Annotated in this window: 17 protein-coding genes; all 17 read left to right on the forward strand. The window is 52.1% G+C overall.

All coding sequences use genetic code 11. From position 1 onward, the window contains the following. Nucleotides 1-71 precede the first annotated feature (71 nt). The 17 genes from pyrH to ribF all read left to right on the forward strand — a co-directional run bounded on the left by pyrH (nucleotide 72) and on the right by ribF (nucleotide 18,911). Complete coding sequence (gene pyrH / locus IC804_RS16070) at nucleotides 72-794, forward strand: UMP kinase (protein WP_008878557.1); 723 nt, start codon at nucleotides 72-74, stop codon at nucleotides 792-794. A 2-nt stretch (nucleotides 795-796) separates the two neighbouring features. Beyond that, nucleotides 797-1,354: a ribosome recycling factor gene (gene frr, locus IC804_RS16075; RefSeq protein WP_008878556.1), complete on the forward strand. Its 558-nt coding sequence runs from the start codon at nucleotides 797-799 to the stop codon at nucleotides 1,352-1,354. A gap of 81 nt (nucleotides 1,355-1,435) precedes the next feature. Continuing rightward, nucleotides 1,436-2,209, forward strand: coding sequence for an undecaprenyl pyrophosphate synthase (locus IC804_RS16080; RefSeq protein ID WP_008878555.1), 774 nt, complete (start codon nucleotides 1,436-1,438; stop codon nucleotides 2,207-2,209). After that, a complete protein-coding gene (locus IC804_RS16085) occupies nucleotides 2,206-3,000 on the forward strand; it encodes a phosphatidate cytidylyltransferase (RefSeq protein ID WP_008878554.1) in 795 nt (264 codons plus the stop codon). Before IC804_RS16080 ends, IC804_RS16085 begins: the two co-directional genes overlap by 4 nt. A gap of 20 nt (nucleotides 3,001-3,020) precedes the next feature. Then, entirely contained in the window at nucleotides 3,021-4,169 is a 1,149-nt protein-coding gene (dxr, locus tag IC804_RS16090; protein WP_029760481.1) for a 1-deoxy-D-xylulose-5-phosphate reductoisomerase, read from the forward strand. A 2-nt stretch (nucleotides 4,170-4,171) separates the two neighbouring features. Next, nucleotides 4,172-5,437 carry an RIP metalloprotease RseP gene (gene rseP / locus IC804_RS16095; protein ID WP_171355341.1) on the forward strand — a complete coding sequence of 422 codons (1,266 nt, stop codon included), beginning with the start codon at nucleotides 4,172-4,174 and terminating at the stop codon, nucleotides 5,435-5,437. Nucleotides 5,438-5,465: 28 nt separating this feature from the next. Continuing rightward, a complete protein-coding gene (locus tag IC804_RS16100; RefSeq protein WP_011887150.1) occupies nucleotides 5,466-7,169 on the forward strand; it encodes a proline--tRNA ligase in 1,704 nt (567 codons plus the stop codon). 106 nt (nucleotides 7,170-7,275) lie between these two features. Beyond that, nucleotides 7,276-11,580 (forward strand): PolC-type DNA polymerase III, encoded by a 4,305-nt coding sequence (locus IC804_RS16105; protein ID WP_081157106.1) that lies wholly within the window; start codon nucleotides 7,276-7,278, stop codon nucleotides 11,578-11,580. Between the two features lie 198 nt (nucleotides 11,581-11,778). After that, a complete protein-coding gene (rimP, locus tag IC804_RS16110) occupies nucleotides 11,779-12,252 on the forward strand; it encodes a ribosome maturation factor RimP (protein WP_008878548.1) in 474 nt (157 codons plus the stop codon). Nucleotides 12,253-12,276: 24 nt separating this feature from the next. After that, nucleotides 12,277-13,428 (forward strand): transcription termination factor NusA, encoded by a 1,152-nt coding sequence (nusA, locus tag IC804_RS16115; RefSeq protein ID WP_008878547.1) that lies wholly within the window; start codon nucleotides 12,277-12,279, stop codon nucleotides 13,426-13,428. Between the two features lie 12 nt (nucleotides 13,429-13,440). Further along, nucleotides 13,441-13,731: an RNase P modulator RnpM gene (gene rnpM, locus IC804_RS16120; protein WP_060475757.1), complete on the forward strand. Its 291-nt coding sequence runs from the start codon at nucleotides 13,441-13,443 to the stop codon at nucleotides 13,729-13,731. Further along, the gene (locus tag IC804_RS16125) at nucleotides 13,721-14,023 is read left to right on the forward strand and encodes a YlxQ family RNA-binding protein (protein WP_008878545.1); all 303 of its coding nucleotides are present in this window, start codon (nucleotides 13,721-13,723) and stop codon (nucleotides 14,021-14,023) included. The genes rnpM and IC804_RS16125 overlap by 11 nt, the downstream gene beginning before the upstream one ends. A 19-nt stretch (nucleotides 14,024-14,042) precedes the next feature. Further along, nucleotides 14,043-16,250: a translation initiation factor IF-2 gene (gene infB, locus IC804_RS16130; RefSeq protein ID WP_029760485.1), complete on the forward strand. Its 2,208-nt coding sequence runs from the start codon at nucleotides 14,043-14,045 to the stop codon at nucleotides 16,248-16,250. After that, nucleotides 16,247-16,525: a DUF503 domain-containing protein gene (locus IC804_RS16135; RefSeq protein WP_008878543.1), complete on the forward strand. Its 279-nt coding sequence runs from the start codon at nucleotides 16,247-16,249 to the stop codon at nucleotides 16,523-16,525. Before infB ends, IC804_RS16135 begins: the two co-directional genes overlap by 4 nt. A gap of 15 nt (nucleotides 16,526-16,540) precedes the next feature. Beyond that, nucleotides 16,541-16,927, forward strand: coding sequence for a 30S ribosome-binding factor RbfA (gene rbfA / locus IC804_RS16140; protein WP_008878542.1), 387 nt, complete (start codon nucleotides 16,541-16,543; stop codon nucleotides 16,925-16,927). A 53-nt stretch (nucleotides 16,928-16,980) separates the two neighbouring features. Continuing rightward, nucleotides 16,981-17,889 (forward strand): tRNA pseudouridine(55) synthase TruB, encoded by a 909-nt coding sequence (gene truB / locus IC804_RS16145; protein ID WP_008878541.1) that lies wholly within the window; start codon nucleotides 16,981-16,983, stop codon nucleotides 17,887-17,889. A 35-nt stretch (nucleotides 17,890-17,924) separates the two neighbouring features. Then, nucleotides 17,925-18,911 (forward strand): bifunctional riboflavin kinase/FAD synthetase, encoded by a 987-nt coding sequence (ribF, locus tag IC804_RS16150; RefSeq protein ID WP_029760486.1) that lies wholly within the window; start codon nucleotides 17,925-17,927, stop codon nucleotides 18,909-18,911. Nucleotides 18,912-18,973 lie beyond the last annotated feature (62 nt).

Genomic DNA, 18,973 nt, shown 5'->3' on the forward strand with positions numbered 1-18,973 from the left:
CGGACCGCAACAGGGAACACGCTCGTGTTCCCTGTTTTTCAAAGCGACTCGCATCATCACGGAGGTTTGACATGGAACAACCAAAATACAAACGCGTTGTTTTAAAGCTAAGCGGAGAAGCGCTCGCCGGAAAACAAGGATTTGGCATCCAGCCGGCAGTGATCCAGTCGATCGCCAAACAAGTAAAAGAAGTGGCTGAACTCGATGTGGAAATCGCCATCGTTGTCGGCGGCGGCAACATTTGGCGCGGAAAAACAGGAAGCGAAATGGGAATGGACCGGGCGACAGCTGACTACATGGGGATGTTAGCGACGGTAATGAACGCGCTCGCCTTGCAGGATAGCCTCGAGCAGCTCGGCGTCGAAACGCGGGTGCAGACATCGATTGAAATGAGACAAGTGGCCGAACCGTACATCCGTCGGCGGGCGATTCGCCATCTCGAGAAAAAGCGGGTCGTCATTTTCGCCGCTGGTACGGGCAACCCATATTTTTCAACCGATACGACTGCCGCGCTGCGGGCAGCAGAAATTGAAGCGGACGTCATTTTGATGGCGAAAAACAACGTTGACGGCGTCTATAGTGCCGATCCGAATATCGATGCCAGTGCGGTCAAATACGATGAACTGTCGTACTTGGATGTCATTCAGCAAGGGCTCGGTGTCATGGACTCTACCGCTTCCTCGCTTTGCATGGACAACAATATTCCACTCATCGTCTTTTCGATTACGGAAGAGGGTAACATTAAACGTGCTGTATTAGGAGAAAATATCGGAACGATCGTAAGGGGGAAATAACGATGGCAAAGCAAGTGATCCAACAGGCGAAAGAAAAAATGGATAAAGCTGTGCAAGCGTTCAGCCGCGAGTTGGCGACCGTCCGTGCCGGTCGGGCGAACGCGGGGTTGCTTGAGAAAGTAACCGTTGACTATTACGGTGTCGCAACGCCGATCAACCAGCTCGCTACGATCAGCGTGCCGGAAGCGCGTATGCTTGTCATTCAGCCGTATGACAAATCGGTCATTAAAGAAATGGAAAAAGCGATTTTAGCGTCGGACTTAGGAGTGACGCCGTCGAATGACGGATCGGTTATCCGCCTTGTCATTCCGCCGCTTACTGAAGAACGTCGCCGTGAACTGGCGAAGCTCGTCAAAAAATATTCGGAAGAAGCGAAAGTTGCGGTGCGCAACATCCGTCGCGATGCAAACGATGAGCTGAAAAAACTCGAGAAAAATAGCGAGATTACGGAAGATGAGCTGCGCAGCTATACCGACGAAGTGCAAAAGCTGACCGACAGCCATATCGCCAAAATTGACGCCATCACAAAAGAGAAAGAAAAAGAAGTGATGGAAGTATAGGAAAACGATGCAAACCCTCTATGTTGATGGAGGGTTTTTTTGCTATAATGGAAAGGCAAAACACGTTTGCGGAGGACACGTATGTTCAATAAAATGTGGAAAAATAAAGAGAAAGACGCCCTGTTGACGAAAGAGGATGTGCTTAGTCATCCGATTCCGAACCACGTCGCCATCATCATGGACGGGAACGGAAGATGGGCGAAAAAGCGGGCTTTGCCGAGGGTGGCCGGCCATTATGAAGGGATGCAAGTTGTGCGCAAAATTACCCGTTTTGCTAACGAGCTTGGGGTGCGCGTTTTGTCGCTTTATGCGTTTTCAACAGAAAATTGGAAACGTCCGAAAAGCGAAGTCGACTATTTAATGAAACTGCCAGAACAGTTTTTGACGACATTTCTTCCCGAGCTTGTCGCAGAGAATGTGAAAGTGCAAGTGATCGGCCGTACAGACGAGCTCCCGGATCATACACGTCAAGCCGTCAGGAGAGCCATTCACGAAACGAGTGGCAACACCGGCCTAATTTTAAACTTTGCGCTCAATTATGGAAGCCGGGCGGAAATTACCGCTGCTGTTCAGCAAATCGCCAAAGACGTCCAACGTGGGGCACTCGCGCCGGGGGACATTACCGAGTCACTCATTTCCTCCTATTTGATGACGGGTGGGCTTGACGATCCGGATTTGCTCATTCGTACGAGCGGAGAAATTCGTTTAAGCAATTTTATGCTTTGGCAGTTGGCGTATACGGAGTTTTGGTTTACTGATGTATTATGGCCGGATTTTACTGAACAACATTTCTTGCAGGCGATTGCCGCTTACCAGCAGCGCGACCGCCGATTTGGAGGAGTGTCAGCACGATGAAACAGCGAATCATTACCGGAGTCATAGCGGCGGCGCTCTTTTTGCCGATTGTTATTTTAGGTGGATTTCCGTTTATAATAGTAACATATATATTGGCTACGGTTGGGTTGTTTGAACTGCTGCGGATGAAAGGGATGTCCCCGCTGTCATTCGCCGGGGGAGCCGGGTTCGCGGCTCTTTGGCTGTTGCTTGTTCCCGCCAGCTATGGTGACGAGTGGGTGGCGTCTGGGTCCGCCAAGTTTGGCGTGCTTGCTGCTCTCGCCTTTTTGTTGCTTGTTGGCACCGTTTTGACAAAAAATACGCTGACGTTCGATGAAGCGGCATTTATCGTGTTGGCGGTCCTTTATGTCGGCGTTGGATTTTTCTGCTTCGGTGCCGTCCGTTTAGCTGGTTTGTCGTACTTGATCTATGCGCTGTTTGTCATTTGGGCGACCGACATCGGGGCATATTTTTTCGGCCGCGCGTTCGGTCGGCGTAAGCTATGGCCGGAAATCAGTCCAAACAAAACAATCGAAGGTGCCATCGGCGGCATCGGCTCCGCTGTTGCCATCGCTGCCGTTTACGAATGGACGGCTGGTCTGTTCGACAGCCTCGGTGCGGCGATTGGGCTCGCGCTCTTGCTTTCGATGTTCGGCCAGCTCGGCGACTTGGTCGAGTCGGCGTTCAAGCGCCATTACGGCGTGAAGGATTCGGGAGCGATTTTGCCGGGGCATGGCGGCATTTTGGATCGGTTTGATAGTCTATTGTTTGTGTTGCCGCTCTTATACATATTTATCGAAGTGGTACGATAAGAGGATGAGGAGTGAAAGGATTGAAATATATTAGTATATTAGGGGCGAGCGGATCGATCGGCACGCAAACGCTCGATGTCATCCGCGCCCATCCGGACAAATTCCGCTTAGCCGCGGCATCGGTCGGGAAAAATGTTGAAGCGGCCAGACGTCTTATCTCCGAATTTTCTCCTCGCCTTGTCGCCGTCGCCGACCGCGGTGCTTATGAGACGCTCTACAGTGAATACGGCGGGCGGCTGGCGATTGTGTACGGAGAGGAAGGGCTGGTTGAGGCGGCCGTTTGCTCAGAAGCCGATATTGTCGTCACCGCTGTCGTCGGCAGCATCGGCCTTGTGCCGACGCTAAAAGCGATCGAGGCGGGAAAAACGATCGCCCTTGCCAATAAAGAAACGCTTGTTGTCGCTGGGCATCTTGTCACAGCCGCGGCGGAAAAGCACAATGTGCCCCTGCTGCCGGTCGATAGCGAACATTCCGCCATTTTTCAATGTTTGCAAGGAGAAAAGCACGAGCACGTCGAGAAGCTCATTCTCACGGCATCCGGCGGCAGTTTCCGCGACAAGACGCGCGAGGAGCTTGCCCATGTGACGGTCGAGGAAGCGCTTTGTCATCCGAACTGGTCAATGGGAGCAAAAATTACGATTGATTCGGCGACGATGATGAACAAAGGATTTGAAGTCATTGAAGCCCATTGGCTGTTTCGGTTGCCGTATGAGCGGATCGAAGTCGTCCTGCACCGTGAGAGCGTCATCCATTCGCTTGTCGAGTTTCGCGACACAAGCGTTCTCGCTCAGCTTGGCACGCCGGATATGCGCGTTCCGATCCAATATGCGTTGACTTATCCGGAGCGGCTGCCGCTTTCTGTCGCGAAGCCGCTGAATTTAGCAACGCTAGGGACGCTCCATTTCGCTCCGGTTGATTTTGACCGCTACCGCTGTCTGCGGTTTGCCTATGAAGCTGGAAAACGCGGTGGCTCGCTGCCGGTGGTCTTAAACGCGGCCAATGAGGAAGCGGTTGCTGCGTTTTTAGCCGGCCGCATTCCGTTTTTGGCCATCGAAGAGTGGATCGAGCGCGCTCTTGAGCGCCATCGCCTAGTGAGCGATCCGCAGCTTGAGGAGATTCGCGAAATCGACGCAGATACGCGCGCTTATGTTCGCTCACTACTATCGTAAAGGTGGTTGAAACTTTGGAAACGATCATTTCGTTTATTGTCGTCTTTGGCGCCCTCGTCTTTTTTCACGAACTCGGTCACTTGCTGTTAGCGAAGCGGGCCGGCATTCTTTGCCGCGAATTTGCCATCGGTTTCGGACCGAAAATGTTTTCGTTTAAGAAAAACGAAACGGTATATACGGTCCGGCTTCTCCCGCTTGGCGGCTTCGTACGCATGGCGGGTGAAGACCCGGAAATGATTGAACTGAAGCGCGGGCAAGTCGTCGGCCTGTTGCTTGATGACGAAGGGCAAGTAGAAAAAATCGTCATCAATCATAAGGACGATTACCCGAACATCCGGGTAATCGAGGTGGAAGACGCCGATTTGGAGCATGGCATGTATGTGACGGGCTATACTGACGGGGAGCGGCTTGAGCGATTTGCTGTCAAAGAGCCGGCGTTTTTTGTCGCCGATCGCCAAGAAATTCAGATTGCTCCATACCACCGTCAGTTTGCTGCGAAAACGCTCGGACAACGGACGATGGCGATTTTGGCTGGACCGCTCGCCAATTTTGTCTTGGCCCTTGTCGTCTTTATTTTGATCGGTCTCTTGCAAGGATACCCGGTCGACAAGCCGATCATCGGCGAGCTGACGCCGGAAGGGGCGGCGCGTGCGGCTGGCTTGAAGCAAGGGGACGAAGTGATCGCGATCAACGGCGAACGTATGGAAACATGGACAGAAATTGTCAATACGATTCGCGCTCATCCGAACGAACCGCTCCAATTTCAAATTGAACGGGGCGGAAACGAAATGAATGTGACCGTCACCCCAGAAGAGAAAACGATTCAGGGGGAGACGATCGGCTTAATCGGCGTCTATCAGCCCATGGAAAAATCGGTGTTCGGTTCAGTGAAACAAGGGCTTATGGAGACGTACTATTGGACACGGCAAATTTTAGTCGGGCTCGGTCAATTGATCACCGGCCAGTTCCAACTTGACATGTTGTCCGGTCCGGTCGGCATTGCCGTATCGACCGGTAAAGTTGCTGAGTCTGGCATTTATTACTTGATGAAATGGGGAGCGATTTTGAGCATTAACCTCGGGATTGTCAACTTGTTGCCATTGCCGGCATTAGACGGTGGACGGCTCCTCTTTTTCGCCATTGAGGCGGTGCGTGGCAAGCCGGTCGACCGCCAAAAAGAAGGAATGGTCCATTTTATCGGCTTCGCCTTGCTTATGTTACTTATGCTTGTCGTGACATGGAATGACATTCAAAAATTCTTCCTATAATGAAAGAGAGAAAACGAGGTGGCTATTGATGAGACAAAGTCAAGGGTTTATTCCGACATTGCGCGAAGTGCCGGCGGACGCGGAAGTGAAAAGCCATCAGCTCCTGTTGCGGGCCGGCTTCGTCCGCCAAAGCGCAAGCGGCGTCTACACGTTTTTGCCGCTCGGGCAACGTGTTTTGCAAAAAGTGGAAGCGATTATTCGTGAGGAGATGAATCGCGCCGGAGCATTGGAGCTTCTCATGCCTGCTTTGCAGCCGGCTGAGCTTTGGCAGCAGTCCGGGCGCTGGTATTCGTATGGACCGGAGCTCATGCGCCTGAAAGACCGTCACGAGCGCGATTTCGTTCTCGGACCGACACACGAAGAGATGATTACTACGATCGTTCGCGATGAAGTGAAAACGTATAAGCGGCTGCCGCTTATCTTGTATCAAATTCAAACGAAATTCCGTGATGAAAAACGTCCGCGTTTCGGGCTGTTGCGCGGACGCGAGTTCATCATGAAAGATGCGTATTCATTCCACACATCGCAGGAAAGTTTGGACGAAACGTACAATAAAATGTATGAAGCGTACGCGAACATTTTCCGCCGCTGCGGCTTAAATTTCCGCGCTGTCATTGCTGACTCCGGAGCGATGGGCGGCAAAGATACGCACGAGTTTATGGTGCTGTCTGATATTGGCGAGGATACGATCGCTTATTCCGATGCGTCCGACTATGCGGCCAACATTGAAATGGCACCGGTCGTCACTACGTATGAAAAAAGCAGTGAGCCGCTGGTGGAACTGAAAAAAGTGGCGACCCCGGAGCAAAAAACGATTGCTGAAGTTGCTTCGTATTTGCAAGTAGCACCGGAACGTTGCATTAAATCGCTTTTATTTAACGTTGATGGCCGCTACGTGCTCGTTCTGGTGCGCGGCGATCATGAAGCGAATGATGTGAAAGTGAAAAATGTGCTTGATGCGACTGTCGTGGAGCTGGCGACACCGGAAGAAACAGAACGAGTGATGAACTGCCCGGTTGGTTCGCTCGGCCCGATTGGCGTCAGCGAAGAGGTGACGATTATCGCCGATCATGCTGTCGCGGCGATCGTAAACGGCGTCTGCGGCGCCAATGAGGAAGGATACCACTATACGGGTGTCAATCCAGACCGCGATTTTGCCGTCAGTCAATATGCGGATTTGCGTTTCGTCCAAGAAGGCGACCCTTCTCCGGATGGCAACGGGACGATCCGCTTCGCTCGTGGCATTGAAGTTGGACATGTGTTTAAGCTCGGTACGAAATATAGCGAGGCGATGAACGCCGTTTACCTCGACGAAAATGGTCGGACACAGACGATGATTATGGGTTGCTACGGCATTGGCGTCTCTAGGCTCGTTGCGGCGATCGCCGAGCAGTTCGCCGATGAGAACGGGCTTGTATGGCCGGTTTCGGTCGCACCGTTTCACGTTCATTTGCTGACGGCGAACGCGAAAAGCGATGAACAGCGCATGCTGGCTGAAGAGTGGTACGAAAAACTCGGACAGGCCGGATTTGACGTGTTGTATGATGACCGTCCGGAACGGGCCGGGGTGAAGTTTGCCGACAGCGATTTGATCGGCATCCCGCTCCGCGTCACCGTTGGCAAGCGGGCAAGTGAAGGTGTGGTCGAAGTAAAAGTTCGGAAAACAGGCGAGACGTTTGACGTGCCGGTCGGTGAGCTGATCGAAACAGTGCGCCGTCTTTTGCAAGGATAAACGAACGGCGCCGGCGAAAAAGAACCCGCTTCTTTTTTCGCCGGCGCTGTTGCCGTTTGTATGGTATGATAGAGAAAGAGAAATGATTTCGTTGAGAGGGGAAGTCATGGTTACGAAAGAACAAAAAGAGCGGTTTCTCGTATTGCTCGAGCAGCTGAAGATGACGTCGGATGAATGGATGCCGTACTTTCGAGAGGCGGCCATTCGGAAAGTCGTGATTGATAAAGAGGAAAAAAGCTGGCATTTTCATTTTCAATTGGCGAACGTGCTGCCGGTTGATGTGTACAAGTCGTTTACGGACCGATTGGCAGCCGCATTCCGTCATATCGCTGCTGTCCGTCATACGATTTATGTCGAAGCGCCGCATGTGACCGAAACGGATGTGCAGGCGTATTGGCCGCTTTGCCTTGAACAGCTGCAAGAAGGCGTGTCGCCGCTCGTCGATTTGCTTAGCCGGCAGACGCCGGCGGTGAAAGGAAACAAGCTCTTTGTCACCGCCCGTCATGAGGCAGAAGCGTTGGCCGTCAAGCGGCGATTCGCCAAAAAAATCGCGGATGTCTACGCTTCGTTTGGGTTTCCGCTCCTTCACCTCGAAGTCGGCATTCAACCGGCCGAGCAGGAAATGGAGCGGTTTTTGGCGCAAAAACAGCAAGAAGATGAAGAACGAGCGCTCGCCGTGCTGACGGATTTGGCGAAAGAAGAAGAAAAAGCGGAAGCGGCTTCTCCGTCCGGCCCGCTTGTCATCGGCTATCCGATCCGCGACGAGGAGCCGGTGCGTCCGCTTGAGACGATCGTCGAGGAAGAGCGACGTGTCGTTGTGCAAGGGTATGTGTTTGACGCTGAAGTGACCGAACTCAAAAGTGGCCGTACGCTGCTGACGATGAAAATCACGGATTATACGAACTCTATTGTCATCAAAATGTTCTCGCGTGACAAAGAAGACGCTGCACTGATGTCCAGCGTGAAAAAAAGCATGTGGGTGAAAGTGCGCGGCAGTGTGCAAAACGATACGTTCGTCCGCGATTTAGTCATTATCGCTAATGACTTAAACGAAGTGGCGGCGAACGAACGGCGCGATACGGCACCGGAAGGCGAAAAACGGGTCGAACTCCATTTACACACACCGATGAGCCAAATGGATGCGGTCACTTCGGTGGCGAAGCTCATTGAACAGGCGAAAAAATGGGGGCACCCGGCGGTGGCCATCACCGACCATGCCGTCGTTCAATCGTTTCCGGAAGCGTATAGTGCGGCGAAAAAACACGGCATGAAAGTGTTGTATGGGATGGAAGCGAACATCGTTGATGACGGGGTGCCGATCGCCTACAACGAGGCGCACCGTCGCCTTTCCGACGAGACGTATGTTGTCTTTGACGTCGAAACGACCGGATTGTCGGCTGTATACAACACGATCATCGAGTTGGCGGCGGTGAAAGTCAAAGACGGTGAAATCATCGATCGGTTTATGTCGTTTGCCAATCCGCACCATCCGTTATCGGTGACGACGATGGAATTGACGGGCATTACCGATGAGATGGTGAAAGACGCCCCGGATGTCGAAGAGGTGCTTCGCCGCTTTATCGATTGGGTCGGTGACTCAACGCTTGCCGCTCATAACGCTAGCTTTGACATCGGCTTTTTAAACGCAGGGCTCGCCAAAATGGGGCTTGGCAAAGTCATAAACCCGGTCATCGATACACTTGAACTCGCCCGTTTTTTATATCCGGATTTGAAAAACCATCGTCTCAATACGCTTTGTAAAAAGTTTGACATTGAATTGACACAACACCACCGCGCCATTTATGACGCCGAGGCGACCGGGCATTTGCTGATGCGGCTGCTGAAAGAAGCAGAGGAACGAGGCATTTTGTATCACGATGAGTTGAACAGCCGCACGCATAGCGAAGCATCATATCGGCTATCGCGCCCGTTTCATGTGACGTTATTGGCTCAAAACGAGACGGGGTTGAAAAATTTGTTTAAGCTCGTTTCGCTGTCACACGTTCAATATTTTCACCGTGTGCCGCGCATTCCGCGCTCGGTGCTTGTTAAGCATCGCGATGGCTTGCTTGTCGGTTCAGGTTGCGACAAAGGGGAGCTGTTTGACAACTTGATCCAAAAGGCGCCGGAGGAAGTGGAAGAGATCGCCCGTTTTTACGATTTCCTTGAGGTGCATCCGCCAGCGGTATACAAGCCGCTGATTGAGATGGACTATGTCAAAGATGAGGAAATGATCAAAGATATTATTCGCAGCATCGTCGCCCTCGGCGAGAAGCTTGATATCCCGGTTGTCGCCACTGGCAACGTTCATTACTTGAATCCGGAAGATAAAATTTACCGGAAAATTTTAATTCACTCGCAAGGTGGAGCGAACCCGCTCAACCGGCACGAGCTGCCGGACGTGTATTTCCGCACAACGGATGAAATGCTTGACTGTTTTTCGTTTTTAGGGGCGGAAAAAGCGAAAGAAATCGTCGTCGACAATACACAAAAAATCGCCTCGTTAATCGGCGAGGTGAAGCCGATTAAAGACGATTTGTATACGCCGCGCATCGAGGGAGCGGACGACGAAATCCGGGAAATGAGCTATCGGCGCGCGAAAGACATTTATGGTGATCCGCTGCCGAAGATCGTCGAAGAGCGGCTCGAAAAAGAGTTGAAAAGCATCATCGGCCACGGTTTTGCTGTTATTTATTTAATTTCTCATAAACTGGTGAAAAAATCGCTTGATGACGGCTATCTCGTCGGTTCGCGTGGGTCGGTCGGATCGTCGTTTGTCGCGACGATGACGGAAATTACCGAAGTGAACCCGCTGCCGCCGCATTACGTCTGCCCGAACTGCAAACACTCCGAATTTTTTAATGACGGCTCAGTCGGCTCGGGCTTTGACTTGCCGGATAAAAACTGCCCGCAATGTGGGACGAAGTACAAAAAAGACGGGCACGACATTCCGTTTGAGACGTTCCTCGGCTTTAAGGGTGACAAAGTACCAGATATTGACTTGAACTTCTCGGGTGAGTACCAGCCGCGAGCCCACAACTATACGAAAGTGTTGTTTGGTGAAGACAATGTCTATCGAGCCGGGACGATTGGCACAGTTGCTGACAAAACGGCATACGGATTTGTCAAAGGCTATGCGAGCGACCATAACTTAGAGCTGCGCGGCGCAGAAATCGACCGGCTTGCGGCCGGCTGCACCGGGGTGAAACGGACGACCGGGCAGCATCCGGGCGGCATTATTGTCGTTCCAGATTACATGGAAATTTATGACTTTACGCCGATTCAATATCCAGCCGATGACACGTCATCAGAGTGGCGAACAACCCACTTTGACTTTCATTCGATTCACGATAACTTGTTGAAGTTAGACATTCTTGGGCACGATGATCCGACGGTCATTCGCATGTTGCAAGATTTAAGCGGTATTGATCCGAAGACCATTCCGACCGACGACCCGGATGTGATGGGTATTTTCAGCAGCACTGAGCCGCTTGGCGTCACGCCGGAGCAAATTATGTGTAACGTCGGCACGATTGGTATTCCGGAGTTTGGCACGCGCTTTGTTCGACAAATGTTGGAAGAAACGAAACCAAAAACGTTTTCCGAGCTCGTGCAAATTTCCGGTTTGTCGCACGGCACCGATGTCTGGCTCGGCAATGCACAAGAGCTCATCCAAAACGGGACGTGCACGTTGTCGGAAGTGATCGGCTGCCGCGACGACATTATGGTATATCTCATTTATCGCGGGCTTGAACCGTCGCTGGCGTTTAAAATTATGGAATCGGTGCGCAAGGGGAAAGGGTTGACGCCGGAATTTGAAGAAGAAATGCGCAAGCATGACGTACCGGAGTGGTACATCGATTCGTGCAAAAAAATCAAATACATGTTCCCGAAAGCGCACGCCGCCGCCTACGTTCTCATGGCGGTGCGCATCGCCTATTTCAAAGTGCACCATCCGCTCTTGTATTACGCGTCATACTTTACGGTGCGGGCGGAAGATTTCGATCTTGATGCCATGATCAAAGGCTCAGCCGCCATCCGTAAGCGGATTGAGGAAATTAATGCCAAAGGCATCCAGGCCACCGCGAAGGAGAAGAGCTTGCTCACTGTGCTTGAAGTAGCGCTAGAAATGTGCGAGCGCGGCTTTACCTTTAAAAATATTGACTTGTATCGTTCGCAGGCGACCGAATTTGTCATTGATGGCCATTCACTCATTCCGCCGTTTAATGCCATCCCGGGGCTCGGGACGAACGTGGCACAAAACATTGTGCGCGCCCGCGAAGAAGGGGAGTTTTTGTCGAAAGAAGATTTGCAGCAGCGTGGGAAAGTATCGAAAACACTTCTTGAGTATCTCGAAAGTCGTGGTTGCCTCGACTCACTTCCGGATCATAACCAACTGTCTCTGTTCTGACGGAAGGTTTTTCGTTGCAATATATTTCCGAATGTGTTATAGTTTTAGTGGAATTGGCAAAGATAATGACAAGCAAAGAGTGGGGAAACCCACTCTTTCGTCTTGAATTGGCATCTGTCTTTCGTTCATTCCCCGCCCTGTGCAGGGGATTTTCTCATTATGCCACACGCCCATGTTTGCTCGATAAGGAGGAAAACGATGAGCAAAAAAGTGACAGAAACGGTCGAACAGCTTGTCACGCCCATTTTAAACGAGATGGGATTAGAATTAGTAGACATTGAATATGTGAAAGAGGGAAAAAACTGGTTTTTGCGTGTTTTTATTGATTCAGACGATGGGGTCGATATTGAACAATGCGGCGTCGTCAGTGAAAAGTTGAGCGAAAAGCTGGATGAGGTTGATCCGATTCCGCACAACTACTTTTTGGAAGTCTCGTCGCCAGGGGCGGAGCGACCGTTAAAAAATGAAAAAGACTTTGTCAAAGCCATTGGAAAACATGTATATATCAAGACGTATGAACCCATTGCAGGAGAAAAGCAGTTTGAAGGTGAGTTAACCGCTTTCGATGGAACGACCGTCACGCTGTCGGTCAAAGACCGCGGGCGGCAAAAAACAGTCGCCATTCCGTATGAAAAAGTGGCGAGCGCAAGACTAGCCGTCATCTTCTTCTAATAATAAAAGGGGGATTTTCGTTTCATGAACACGCAGTTGCTTGAGGCGTTAGCCGATCTGATGCGGGAAAAGGGCATCAGCAAAGAAGTCATCATGGAAGCGATTGAAGCAGCGCTCGTTTCAGCGTATAAACGCAACTTTGGCCAGGCGCAAAACGTGCGCGTCGATTTAAACATGGATACAGGAACGATCCGGGTGCTCGCTCGCAAGGATGTCGTTGAAGAGGTAACCGACCCGCGCCTTGAAATTTCTCTTGAGGAGGCGCAGCGGCTCAATCCGAACTATCAAATCGGCGATGTCGTCGAACTGGAAGTGACGCCGCGTGATTTCGGCCGCATCGCGGCGCAGACGGCGAAACAAGTCGTTACCCAGCGCGTGCGCGAAGCGGAGCGGAGCATTATTTACGCTGAATTCGTCGACCGTGAAGAAGACATTATGACCGGCATCGTCCAGCGCATTGACCCTCGCTTTGTCTATGTCAGCCTCGGCAAAGCGGAAGCGCTCTTGCCGGCGAATGAGCAAATGCCGAACGAAACGTACAAACCGCACGATCGGCTGAAAGTATACATTACGAAAGTGGAAAAAACGACAAAAGGGCCGCAAATTTTCGTCTCCCGCACTCATCCGGGTTTGTTAAAGCGGCTGTTTGAGCTTGAAGTGCCGGAAATTTACGATGGCACGGTTGAAATTAAATCGATTGCCCGTGAAGCCGGCGACCGTTCGAAAATTTCCGTTCATTCCGACAATCCGGAAGTCGATCCGGTTGGTGCCTGCGTCGGGCCGAAGGGGCAGCGTGTACAGGCGATCGTCGATGAGCTGCACGGCGAAAAAATCGATATCGTCCGTTGGTCGGCTGATCCGGTCGAATTTGTCGCCAACGCGCTAAGTCCGGCCAAAGTGCTGCGCGTCATCGTGAATGAAGAACAAAAGGCGACGACCGTCATTGTCCCGGACTACCAGCTGTCGCTTGCCATCGGCAAGCGAGGCCAAAACGCCCGGCTGGCCGCGAAATTGACTGGCTGGAAAATTGACATTAAAAGCGAATCAGAAGCGCGGGAAATGGGCATCGACCCGCATGCGCCATCCACTTCGCTTGATTTCGACGGCGTGACGGCCGATAATGAAAATAGTGATGAGAGCGGTCAACCATTTGATGCAACGGCGGAAATCGAGTGAGGGGGAATGAAGATGGCAGCGCAAAAGAAAATTCCGTTGCGCAAATGCGTCGTCACCGGAGAGATGAAGCCGAAAAGGGAAATGGTGCGCATCGTCCGCTCGAAAGAAGGAGACGTATCGATTGACCCGACTGGCAAAAAGGCGGGGCGAGGTGCGTATATTACACTCGATCCGGAATGTATTTTGCAGGCGAAAAAGAAAAATATTTTGGCCCGCCATTTAAAAACTGATATCGCCGACGCGCTGTATGATGAACTGCTTGCCTTGGCGGAAAAGGAGAAGCAGGCAGGATATGAAAAATAGCCGCTGGGCATCGCTGTTAGGGTTGGCGCAGCGGGCCGGAAAAGTCGTTTCCGGCGAGGGGCTTGTCGTGAAGGAAGTGCAACGGGGCAAGGCGCGGCTCGTCTTGCTCTCGGAAGACGCGTCGGCCAATACGGAAAAAAAAGTGACCGATAAATGTACGTTTTATGGTGTCCCGCTTTGCAAAGTGCCGGACCGGTATACGCTCGGCGGCGCGATCGGCAAAGACGCCCGCGTCGTTGTCGCCGTCACCGACGAAGGGTTCGCGCGCCAATTGCAAACGATGCTCGACTGATCTTTATGGGGGTGAATGTATGTCGAAAATGCGTGTGTACGAATACGCCAAAAAACATAATGTGCCAAGCAAGGACGTTATTCATAAATTGAAAGAAATGAATATTGAAGTGAACAACCATATGACTATGCTCGAAGCCGATGTCGTCGAAAAGCTCGATCATCAATACCGCGTGAACTCAGAGAAAAAAGCGGAAAAGAAAACGGAGAAACCGAAGCGGCCGACGCCGGCGAAAGCCGCCGATTTTGCCGACGAGGAAATGTTTGAGGACAAGAAAGAAACGGCAAAGACGAAGCCGGCGAAGAAAAAGGGAGCAGTGAAAGGAAAGGAAACGAAAAAAACAGAAGCACAGCAGCAAGAAAAGAAACTGTTCCAAGCGGCGAAGAAAAAAGGAAAAGGACCGATGAAAGGCAAAAAACAAGCTGCCCCAGCCTCAAAGCAGGCGCAGCAGCCGGCGAAAAAAGAAAAAGAGCTCCCGAAAAAAATTACGTTCGAAGGTTCGCTCACGGTAGCCGAATTGGCGAAAAAACTTGGCCGCGAGCCGTCGGAAATCATTAAAAAACTGTTTATGCTCGGCGTCATGGCGACGATTAACCAAGATTTAGACAAAGATGCGATCGAGCTCATTTGCTCTGATTACGGAGTTGAAGTCGAAGAAAAAGTGACGATCGATGAAACGAATTTTGAAACGATCGAAATTGTCGATGCACCGGAAGATTTGGTGGAACGGCCGCCGGTCGTCACGATTATGGGGCACGTTGACCACGGGAAAACAACGCTGCTTGACGCAATCCGCCACTCGAAAGTGACCGAGCAAGAGGCGGGCGGTATTACACAGCATATCGGTGCTTATCAAGTCACGGTCAACGGCAAGAAAATTACGTTCCTCGATACGCCGGGGCATGAAGCGTTTACGACGATGCGGGCGCGCGGTGCGCAAGTGACGGATATCGTCATCCTTGTTGTTGCTGCTGATGATGGGGTCATGCCGCAGACGGTCGAGGCGATTAACCACGCCAAAGCGGCGAACGTACCGATTATCGTCGCCATTAACAAAATGGATAAGCCGGAAGCAAACCCGGATCGCGTTATGCAAGAGTTGATGGAGTACAACCTCGTTCCGGAAGAATGGGGTGGCGATACGATTTTCTGCAAGCTGTCGGCGAAAACCCAAGACGGTATTGACCATCTGTTGGAAATGATTTTGCTTGTCAGCGAAATGGAAGAACTAAAAGCGAACCCGAACCGCCGCGCGCTCGGTACGGTGATCGAAGCGAAGCTCGATAAAGGGCGCGGTCCGGTAGCGACGTTGCTCGTCCAAGCCGGTACGCTAAAAGTCGGTGATCCGATTGTTGTCGGAACAACGTACGGACGCGTGCGCGCGATGGTCAATGACAGCGGTCGGCGTGTCAAAGAAGCGGGTCCGTCGATGCCGGTCGAAATCACAGGGCTTCATGATGTGCCGCAAGCCGGGGACCGCTTTATGGTATTTGAAGATGAGAAGAAAGCGCGACAAATCGGAGAAGCGCGGGCACAGCGGCAGCTGCAAGAGCAGCGGAGCGTGAAAACGCGCGTCAGCTTGGACGATTTGTTTGAACAAATTAAGCAAGGTGAAATGAAAGAGCTGAACTTGATCGTTAAGGCCGACGTCCAAGGATCGGTCGAAGCGCTTGTCGCCGCCTTGCAAAAAATCGATATCGAAGGCGTGCGTGTGAAAATTATCCACGCGGCGGTCGGCGCCATTACGGAGTCAGACATCTTGTTGGCAACGACCTCGAACGCGATCGTCATCGGTTTTAACGTCCGTCCGGACACCAATGCGAAGCGGGCTGCCGAATCAGAAAACGTCGACATCCGCCTCCACCGCATTATTTACAATGTCATCGAAGAAATTGAAGCGGCGATGAAAGGGATGCTCGACCCAGAATATGAAGAAAAAGTGATCGGTCAGGCGGAAGTGCGGCAAACGTTCAAAGTGTCGAAAGTCGGCACGATCGCCGGGTGCTACGTCACCGACGGCAAAATTACCCGCGACAGCAAAGTGCGCCTTATCCGTCAAGGCATCGTCGTGTACGAAGGCGAAATCGACTCACTCAAACGGTATAAAGATGATGTGCGTGAGGTGGCGCAAGGATACGAATGCGGCGTGACCATCAAAAACTTCAACGATATTAAAGAAGGGGACGTCATCGAGGCGTACATCATGCAGGAAGTGGCTCGCGCATGATCGGCTTCGCCTCATGCGAATGCATCATCTACAACGCCCAGTCGCTAAAAGACAAACGGGCTGTCCTTCAACGGGTGATGACAAGAATCCGGCAAAAATATAATGTTTCTGTAGCCGAAATCGATTATCAAGATGCATGGCAGCGGGCGAAAATCGGCCTCGTTGCCATTGCGTCAAGTCGGCTCGCGACCGAGCGGGAACTTGAGCGGGCGCTGGCTTTGATCGACTCGTTTCCCGAATTGGAGCGGGCGGTGACATCATTTGAGTGGTTGTAATCGAGGTGATGGGTGATGAACATACGGGCAACTCGCGTTGGTGAGCAAATGAAAAAAGAGTTAAGCGATATTATCGGCCGCAAGCTGAAAGATCCGCGCATCGGCTTTGTCACCGTAACCGATGTGCGCGTCACCGGCGATTTGCAGCAAGCAAAAGTGTATATTAGCGTTTTCGGTGACGACGAGCAACGGGAAAACACCCTAAAGGCGCTTGAGAAAGCAAAAGGGTTTATCCGCTCGGAAATCGGTCAGCGCATCCGTCTGCGCAAAACGCCGGAAATTTTGTTCGAAATCGATGAAACAATCGAATACGGCAGCCGGATCGAGCGGCTGATCCGGCAAATTTCCGACGAGGACGGCCGCGATTCCGAAGAGGTGAACGATGAACCGAAAAATGGATAGACGAATCGTCTATCCATTGCCATTAGTGAGTATGACACGGAAAGGGTGCGCCGATGGACGGGGTATTGCTACTCAATAAACCGAAAGGGATGACGTCGCACGATTGTGTGGCGAAAGTACGACGCCTGCTGGGCATAAAAAAAGTCGGTCATACCGGCACGCTCGACCCAAACGTGTCTGGTGTGCTGCCGATTTGCCTTGGCAAGGCGACGCGCATCGCCGAATTTTTAACCGGAGCGACAAAAACATATGAAGGGGAAGTGACACTTGGCGCAGCGACGTCGACCGAAGACGCCGATGGTGACATCATCGCCGTCCAGACGGTTGACCGGACGATTGCGCGTGCGGAGATCGAAGCGGTATTCCGCAGCCTCACTGGGGATATCGAACAAACGCCACCGATGTATTCGGCGGTGAAAGTAAACGGCAAAAAACTGTATGAATATGCGCGTGCTGGCATCGAAGTCGAACGCCCAACGCGGCGTGTGACCATTTACGAGCTTGAGCTGCTTGATGAACGCGAGCAATTCGTCGGGGAAACAGTGTCGTTTCGCTTCCGTGTCATGTGCAGCAAAGGCACGTACGTCCGCACGCTCGCTGTCACCATTGGCGAGCGGCTCGGCTATCCGGCTCATATGTCCGATCTCATCCGCACAGCGTCTGGGCCGTTTCAGCTGGCTGATTGTGTGACGCTTGAAGAGGTCGAGCGCCGGGCGGCTGACGGGACGGTCGATGCCTTGCTAATTCCAATCGAGCAAGCGCTTTTTCATTTGCCGAAATACGAAATCAGTGATAAAGTAGCAGAGAAAGTGAAAAACGGGGCGCTGCTTCGTCTCCCCGCCTTTTTGCAGGAGCTTGACGGGCCGGTTCTGCTCGTGACGCCCGAGCGGGAGGCGATGGCCCTGTACGTGAAGCATCCGGCCCGCCCCGGTGTGATGAAGCCGTTGAAAGTGTTTCGTTAATGCCGGGCGAAATGCGGAAATAAAGAAGGTGGATCATGGACATGGAAACAATATTTATTTCGCATCCGCACCACTTTGAACGCCAAGCGCTTCCCCCAACGGTGATGGCGCTCGGTTATTTTGATGGCATTCATCTTGGTCATCAAAAAGTGATCACTACCGCGGTCGAGATTGCCAAACAACGCGGGTATGAAAGCGCAGTGATGACGTTTCATCCTCATCCATCCGTTGTGCTTGGCAAACAGCCGGAGCTTCGCCTGATCACCCCGCTCGGCAAAAAAGAGCAGCTGATCGCAGCGCTTGGGGTGAATCGGCTATATATCGTCGAATTTACGCCCGCATTCGCTGGGCTGCTGCCGGAACAATTTGTCGACCAATATTTGGACGAATTCCATGTAAAACATATTGTCGCCGGCTTTGATTTCACTTACGGGCGGTTTGGAAAAGGAACGATGGAGACGATGCCGCTTCATGCGCGCGGCCGCTTTGAGCAGACCATCATTCCAAAGATGACCGTCGACGGTGAGAAAGTGAGTTCCACACGCGTGCGGAAGCTGATTGAAGAAGGAGCGGTCGAACAGCTTCCCCGCCTGCTTGGTCGCTTTTACGACATCGAAGGAACGGTCGTCACCGGAGAACGGCGCGGGCGGACGATCGGGTTTCCGACGGCGAACATCGCTTTAAACGGCGATTATTTATTGCCGGCCATCGGCGTCTATGCTGTCAAGGCGACGATCGGCGGGCAAGTATATGAAGGAGTGGCCAACATCGGTTACAAACCGACGTTCCATGAGACGCGTGAAGGGTTGCCGAGCATCGAAGTGCACTTGTTCGAATTTGCCCGCGACATTTACGGGGAAACGGTAACGATTGAGTGGCACCGCCGCCTGCGGGGCGAGCAGAAGTTTGCGAGCGTCGCTGAGTTGACTGCGCAAATCGCCCGTGATAAAGAAGAAGCGAAGAAGTATTTCCACAGCTTAGGCGAAAAGACTTGCATTTTGCCGGAAAAAGAGGTATTCTAATCAATGTATGCGAACCGTTGCTTGGCTAGGCGATTCACCGACGCCCGCTCGGCAATCGGGGA

It is taken from the genome of Geobacillus sp. 47C-IIb, assembly GCF_014679705.1.
Taxonomy (GTDB): Bacteria; Bacillota; Bacilli; order Bacillales; family Anoxybacillaceae; genus Geobacillus; species Geobacillus thermodenitrificans.